Below are 5,929 nucleotides of genomic sequence, written 5' to 3' on the forward strand. Positions count from 1 at the left end.
GCTCGGCCGGGTCGTCCGCGCGCGTGTACACACAGGCGATGTCGATCCCCAATTCGGTCAGGACTTCGATGCTGCGACACCCGACCTCGTGGTGGGCGAACACGACGACGCTCATCGCGCGCACCGCCGCGCGGTCGGGGTGACCGGTGGGTTCGAGGCAGCGGTGACGGGGGCGTCCGGTGGGCACCAAACCTGTTCGCTCGCATACACAACGTCGACGGTACGCCTCGCCGGCTCGCCGAACCCGACGACGCACGGGGCACACCCGGTGACATTTCGCCGGCCGTGGGCGGGTTCAGCGGTGGCTTCCCTTCGCCCCGACTCGGCGCAGCCGCGCGGCCTCGGCGGGGGTCAGGTTCGGGTCGGCGAGCTTGGCGTCGGCCGCGTCGCGGACCCGAAAGTTCGGATCGCTCTCACTGGCGCTGCGGACGCCGCGCAGAAACAGGCCCCGGCCCAGTCGGGCGACGAGGCCGGGGGCGTCGGCGTTACCCACGGTCACCAGCGTCATCGCCAGATCGGCAGCGGGGTCTCCGGCTCCCGCGTTGCGCCAGTCGATGACGCTGGGGCCGCTCGGGGTCAGGACGACATTGCCCGGGTGGAAGTCCAGGTGCAGCACTCGGTCGTCGCCCGCCGTGGCGAACCGCTTCGGCAGCCACTCCGGGGCCGGCAGCGCGTGGAGCCGGTCGTGGAGGGAACCGAGGAGCCGACCGAGGGCCGGCAGCCGCCACGGCTGCCGAGACAGCGCTTCCAGCATGGTCGGCCCGGTCAGTCGCTCCAACACCATGTCGGTTTCGGTGATCTCGTACACGTGCGGAACCGGATAGCCGTTCGCCGCCAGGTGTCGCATCAGGCGCGATTCCTGTTCGGTCGGTCCGCCGTCCCGGTATCGTCGCAACACCCGCGACGCGTCCAGGGCGTACACATCGGCGTCCCGCCCCCGTGCGATCAGCTCCATGCCGGCCAGTCTGTCGCAGTGCGCCGTCGCCCACCCGGGTGATCACGCGATCCGCCCTCTTTTCGTGGTCATCGTCGGGCATGCGAGGATTTCCGGACATGCGGCCGACCCACCGACCGAAGGACTGGCGCTCATGCGCGACGAGAAGATCAGCGAATTCCTGAACCGACTCGCCGATCGTGTGCCCGCACCCGGTGGCGGGGCGTCCGCCGCGTTGCACGTCGCGCAGGCCGCGGCGTTGCTCGGCATGGTCGCGCGCTACACGACCGGCGACCGGTACGCGCAGCACGCGGCGTCGATCGCCGAGGTGATCGCGTTGACGGACGAACTGCGGTCCGTGGCGCTGCGGTTGGCGCAGGACGACGCGGACGCGTTCACGGCGGTGACGGAGTCGTACAAGCTGCCCAAGGATACGGAAGAGGCCGTGGCCGAGCGCTCGGCCACGATCGCCGCGGCGCTGGTGGGCGCGGCCAAGCCGCCGGCCGAGGTGATCGTGGTCGCGGCGGCGTGCGTCGAACTGGCCGAGAAACTGCTGCCGATCGGCAATCCGAACGTCGTCACCGACATCGCCGCCGCCGCGGAGGCCGCTCGCGCCGCCGCGACCACCGCGCGAGTGAACATCGAGATCAACCTCGCCGGCATCAAGGACGAGGGCGCCCGCGCCGAACTCACGTCCCAGGCCGGGCGCGTGGACGACATCGCGCTGCGTGCGGAGCAGGTCACCGCCGCCGTGCGCAAGGAGATCGCCCGATGACCGCCGTCGTCCTGTCGGGCCGCGAACTCGCCGCCGCGATCCGTACCGAAACCGCCGAGCGCGCCGCCGCGTTGGCGGCGGCCGGTACCACCGTCAAGCTCGCGGTGGTCGTGGCCACGGCCGACGAGTCGAGCGCGTGGTATGTGCGTTCGATCGCCAAGGCCGCCGCGAAGGTAGGCATCGGGTGCGACGTCGTCGACCTGGGCGCGGACGCCACTCCGGACGCGATCCGCGCCGCGTTGGCGGGGCTGAGCGCCGACGGCGCGGTACACGGGATCATCCTGCAGACGCCGCTGCCCGCCGGCGCGGTGCCCGAGGAGTTGGCGGGCGCGATCGCGTTCGGCAAGGACGTCGACGGCGCCAACCCGCTGTCCCTGGGTCGACTCGCCGCGGGCCTGCCGGCCTTCGCGCCGGCCACCGCGGCGGCGGTGGTGGCGATCCTGGACCATCACGGCATCGAATTGACGGGCCGTCACGTCGCGGTGGTCGGCCGCTCCACCGTGGTCGGCAAGCCGGCCGCGCACCTGCTGCTCGACCGAAACGCCACCGTCACCGTGTGCCACTCGCGTACCAAGGACCTGGCCGCGATCACCGCGAGCGCGGACGTGGTGGTGGCCGCAGCGGGCCGCCCCGGCCTGATCACCGCCGCCCACGTGGCCCCGGGCGCGACCGTGATCGACGTGGGCACCAACCCCACCGAAGACGGCGGCCTGGTAGGCGACGTGGCAGCCGACGAAGTCGCACAAATCGCCGGCGCCCTCACCCCGGTCCCAGGCGGAGTGGGCCCGGTGACCACAGCCCTACTCCTACACCACACCACAAGCGCCGCAACCCCCTGATCCCCCTGTTTCCCCAAGAGGCCGGACCAGCCCCACCACCGGCTGTAAAACCGCAGCCACCCCGCAAACAGCACGGGTGGTGCGGGCGGGAACCCAAAAAAACCCAAGCGCCAAGCGCACTCACCGCACCAGCCGAAAACAGTCCCGCACATCCCCCACGAACAACTCCGGCACCTCCATCGCCGCGAAGTGCCCGCCCCGCCCGTATTCGGCCCAGTGCACGATGTTCTCGGACAGCTCGGCCAACCGCCGCACCGGCCGCGCATGCTCGGCCGCGAAGACCGCGATCCCCGTGGGCGTCTCGGAACGCCCGCCCCCGATCGGCCCGCCGCGATGCGCTTCCCAGTACAGCCGCGCCGAAGACCCCGCAGTCCCGGTCAACCAATAGAGCATCACATTGGTCAGCATCCGATCCCGACCGACCGCGTCCTCCGGAACGGAAGCGGCGTCGGTCCACTCCTTGAACTTCTCCACGATCCAAGCGAGTTGCCCCACCGGCGAATCGGTGAGTCCATAGGCGAGCGTCTGCGGCCGCGTGTTCTGGATACTCGCGTAGCCCGACAACTCGGGCCAGGATGCGACCAGAGTGTCGAGCCGTGCGCGATCGTCGTCGGACAGCGTGGCCGATACGGCCGGATCCCGAGGTGGCGGCGTCAACAGCATGTTCAGGTGCACACCGACCACGTGCTCGGCGTCGACGACACCCAACTCGCGGGCGATCGTGTGCCCCCAGTCGCCACCCTGCGCGCCGTAGCGCCCGTATCCGAGCCGACGCATCAACTCGGCCCATGCCCGGGTGATCCGCGCGACGTCCCAACCACCACCGCACGTGCGCCCGGAGAGGCCGTAGCCCGGCAGCGACGGGATCACCACGTGGAACGCGTCCGCCGGATCCCCGCCGTGCCGCCGCGGATCGGTGAGCGGCCCGATGACGTCGAGGAACTCCACCACCGACCCGGGCCAACCGTGCGTGAGGATCAACGGCAGCGCGTCCGGCTCCGGAGAACGCACGTGCAGGAAGTGGATGTTCGCGCCGTCGATGGTCGTGGTGAACTGCGGGTGAGAGTTGAGCAGCGCCTCCTCGGCCCGCCAGTCGTAGACGTCCCGCCAATACCCGACCAGGTCCTTCAGGTATCCGAGCGGCACCCCCTGGGCCCACCCGATCCCCGGCACCTCGTCGGGCCACCGCACCGCCGACAGACGCCGACGCAGATCGTCCAACTCCGCCTGTGGTACCGCCAGTTCGAAGGGCCGCACATCGGCTCCGGCCGACCCGGGATCGATCACCACGATCAGCCTTCCTCGTTGCCGAACCCGTGCTGTGGGTCGCGCTGGTGGGGGTCGTTCCGGTTGTGCCCGACCCACCCCGCGTCCTGCCCCGAGCCTCGCGTCGAGCACCCCCGACGTCAAGACGTGGTGCCGAGGTCGGCCGGATCGGGACCGGCCCTCGCGCCCCGGCGGCCGACGACCAACCCGGGGGTTAGCCCCACCGGAGCCCGCCTGGTAACACGATCGCCCTGTGCGGATGCGGCCGGACATGCTGGTCACGGCATCCGCCACCACACTTCCGACGATTACCCAGGGGTTGGCACGTGCGTGAACAGGCTTGGCACAGGATCCGTTCTCCCAAGTGGCGGATCGGTCGGCGCTCGACCGTGCCGGCCGTGGCCGCGATGGCGGTGGGCGTCATGGCGATGAGCGTCCTGGCACCACCCGCCGCGTCCGCCGCCAAGAGGCCGGACAGCGTTCAGCAGGGCCTGAACGCACTGCTGCGCCCGGACGGCCCGCCCGCCGCGTTGGCGAGCGTCAAGGACCGCGACGGCCGTACCCGCACCTACACGGCGGGAGTCGGCGACCTGGCAACCGGCGCGAAGGTGCCCAGGGACGGGCAGGTGCGGATCGGCAGCAACACCAAGACGTTCACCGCCGTGGTCGTGCTGCAATTGGTCGCCGAAGGCAAGATCGATCTCGATGCCCCGGTCGAGACCTATCTGCCGAACCTCGTCCGCGGCGAAGGGATCGACGGACGCAACATCAAGGTCCGCGAGATTCTGCAACACACCAGCGGGCTGCCCAACTACAGCAACTACCTCGGCGACGACGTCCGATACTTCGAGCCGCGCGAGCTCCTCGACATCGCTCTCCGGCACAAGGCCGACTTCGAACCGGGCAAGGGCTGGCGCTACAGCAACACGAACTACGTACTGGCCGGCCTGATCGTGGAGAAGGTGACCGGCCGCCCCCTCGCCAAGGAGATGGACCGGCGGATCATCAAACGCATCGGGCTGCGGCACACCTATTTCCCGGCCCCCGGTGACGCGACCATCCGAGGAGCCCACCCCAAGGGCTACTACCAGGATTCGCCGGGTGCACCGCTGCTCGACGTGACCGAAACGGACCCCTCGTGGGGCTGGGCGGCCGGTCAGCTGATCTCCACCGACTCCGACGTCAACCGGTTCTTCACCGCGCTCCTGGACGGCCGCCTGCTCCCGCAGGCCCAGCTCGACCGGATGCGCGCCGACACCGTTCCCGCCGAAGGCACCTTCGGCCCGGGCGCCCGCTACGGGTTGGGGATCGTGAGCAAGCCCCTGCCGTGCCGCAACGGCGGCCTGTACTGGGGTCACGGGGGTAGTTTCCCCGGCTACGAGACCCGAGGCGGCGCCACCGACGACGGCCGCGCCGCCAACGTCGCGGTGACCATGCAGCTGAACGACGAGGCGGCCCGGGCGCGCGTCGACAGTGTCGTGGAGACGGCCCTGTGCCGCTGAAGCACGCCTCCTGAGGTCTGCCCGGCGGGTCACTCACCCGGCCGAGGGCGATCGGCCGCCGCCGTCACGTTCACCCGTCGGCCACGGTCGCCCTTCGGCTCTCGCCCTCGATCTCGGCCCGGTACGCCTCCAGGCGGTCGGCCAGTTCCACCGGTCGGGCAAGGGCGAGCAGGTGGCCGCCGGGCAGCTCGTCGGGGGTGATGCCCAGTCGTTCCCGAGCCACGCGGCGCTGGAACCCGGCGGGGAAGAAGCGGTCGTCCGTGCCGACCAAGACCCGGGTCGGCACGTCGGGCCACGCGCTCAGCGGCCACGGCTTCGCGAACACGGCGTCGGACTGACCGTGTTGATGCGCCCACGTCCGGGCGACGAGGGACGGCGACACGTCGTGCAGAAAGTAGAGGAGCGGGTCGAACGCGGCGTCGGCGGCGCGTCCCTCGCGTACGTTGTTCGCACGCAGCGCCGCGTCCTGGTCGGTGTTGCCCCACCATTCACCGGCGGTCTCGCCGGGCCTGGGGATCATCGCGTTGACGAGCACGAGGAGCGCCGTCGGCAGCCGCGCCGCCGCGAGCGACGCGCTGAAGCCGCCCAACGACTGCCCGACCACGATCACCCG

6 protein-coding genes are annotated in these 5,929 nt (G+C 70.9%); 3 read left to right on the forward strand and 3 right to left on the reverse strand.

What is annotated here, in order from left to right; all coding sequences use genetic code 11:
• Positions 1-295: 295 nt before the first annotated feature.
• Positions 296-955 (reverse strand): aminoglycoside phosphotransferase family protein, encoded by a 660-nt coding sequence (locus GT354_RS35765; RefSeq protein ID WP_161360550.1) that lies wholly within the window; start codon positions 953-955, stop codon positions 296-298.
• Here GT354_RS35765 and GT354_RS35770 point away from each other — a divergent pair.
• Positions 954-1,709: a cyclodeaminase/cyclohydrolase family protein gene (locus GT354_RS35770; RefSeq protein WP_237535798.1), complete on the forward strand. Its 756-nt coding sequence runs from the start codon at positions 954-956 to the stop codon at positions 1,707-1,709. The genes GT354_RS35765 and GT354_RS35770 overlap by 2 nt on opposite strands.
• Positions 1,706-2,548, forward strand: coding sequence for a bifunctional 5,10-methylenetetrahydrofolate dehydrogenase/5,10-methenyltetrahydrofolate cyclohydrolase (locus GT354_RS35775; RefSeq protein ID WP_161360551.1), 843 nt, complete (start codon positions 1,706-1,708; stop codon positions 2,546-2,548). Before GT354_RS35770 ends, GT354_RS35775 begins: the two co-directional genes overlap by 4 nt.
• Before the next feature lie 120 nt (positions 2,549-2,668).
• Here the strand turns inward: GT354_RS35775 and GT354_RS35780 are convergent, their stop codons facing one another.
• Entirely contained in the window at positions 2,669-3,838 is a 1,170-nt protein-coding gene (locus GT354_RS35780) for an epoxide hydrolase family protein (RefSeq protein ID WP_346012332.1), read from the reverse strand.
• Between the two features lie 383 nt (positions 3,839-4,221).
• On the opposite strand from GT354_RS35780, the gene GT354_RS35785 reads away from it, so the two are divergent.
• On the forward strand, positions 4,222-5,316 hold the full coding sequence (locus GT354_RS35785; RefSeq protein WP_161360555.1) for a serine hydrolase domain-containing protein: 1,095 nt from the start codon (positions 4,222-4,224) through the stop codon (positions 5,314-5,316).
• A 70-nt stretch (positions 5,317-5,386) separates the two neighbouring features.
• On the opposite strand, the gene GT354_RS35790 is transcribed toward GT354_RS35785, so the two are convergent.
• Positions 5,387-5,929 (reverse strand): alpha/beta hydrolase (locus tag GT354_RS35790; RefSeq protein ID WP_161360552.1); only part of this gene is annotated, 543 nt, incomplete at its 5' end.

Origin of the sequence: Streptomyces sp. SID3343 (assembly GCF_009865215.1) — a bacterium.
GTDB lineage: Bacteria > Actinomycetota > Actinomycetes > Streptomycetales > Streptomycetaceae > Embleya.

Bases quoted from the DNA above. Each gene is read 5' to 3' on its own strand.
- GT354_RS35770 (WP_237535798.1), top strand. From the start codon at position 954: ATGCCGGCCAGTCTGTCGCAGTGCGCCGTCGCCCACCCGGGTGATCAC.
- GT354_RS35765 (WP_161360550.1), bottom strand. From the start codon at position 955: ATGGAGCTGATCGCACGGGGGCGGGACGCCGATGTGTACGCCCTGGAC.
- GT354_RS35775 (WP_161360551.1), top strand. From the start codon at position 1,706: ATGACCGCCGTCGTCCTGTCGGGCCGCGAACTCGCCGCCGCGATCCGT.
- GT354_RS35785 (WP_161360555.1), top strand. From the start codon at position 4,222: ATGGCGGTGGGCGTCATGGCGATGAGCGTCCTGGCACCACCCGCCGCG.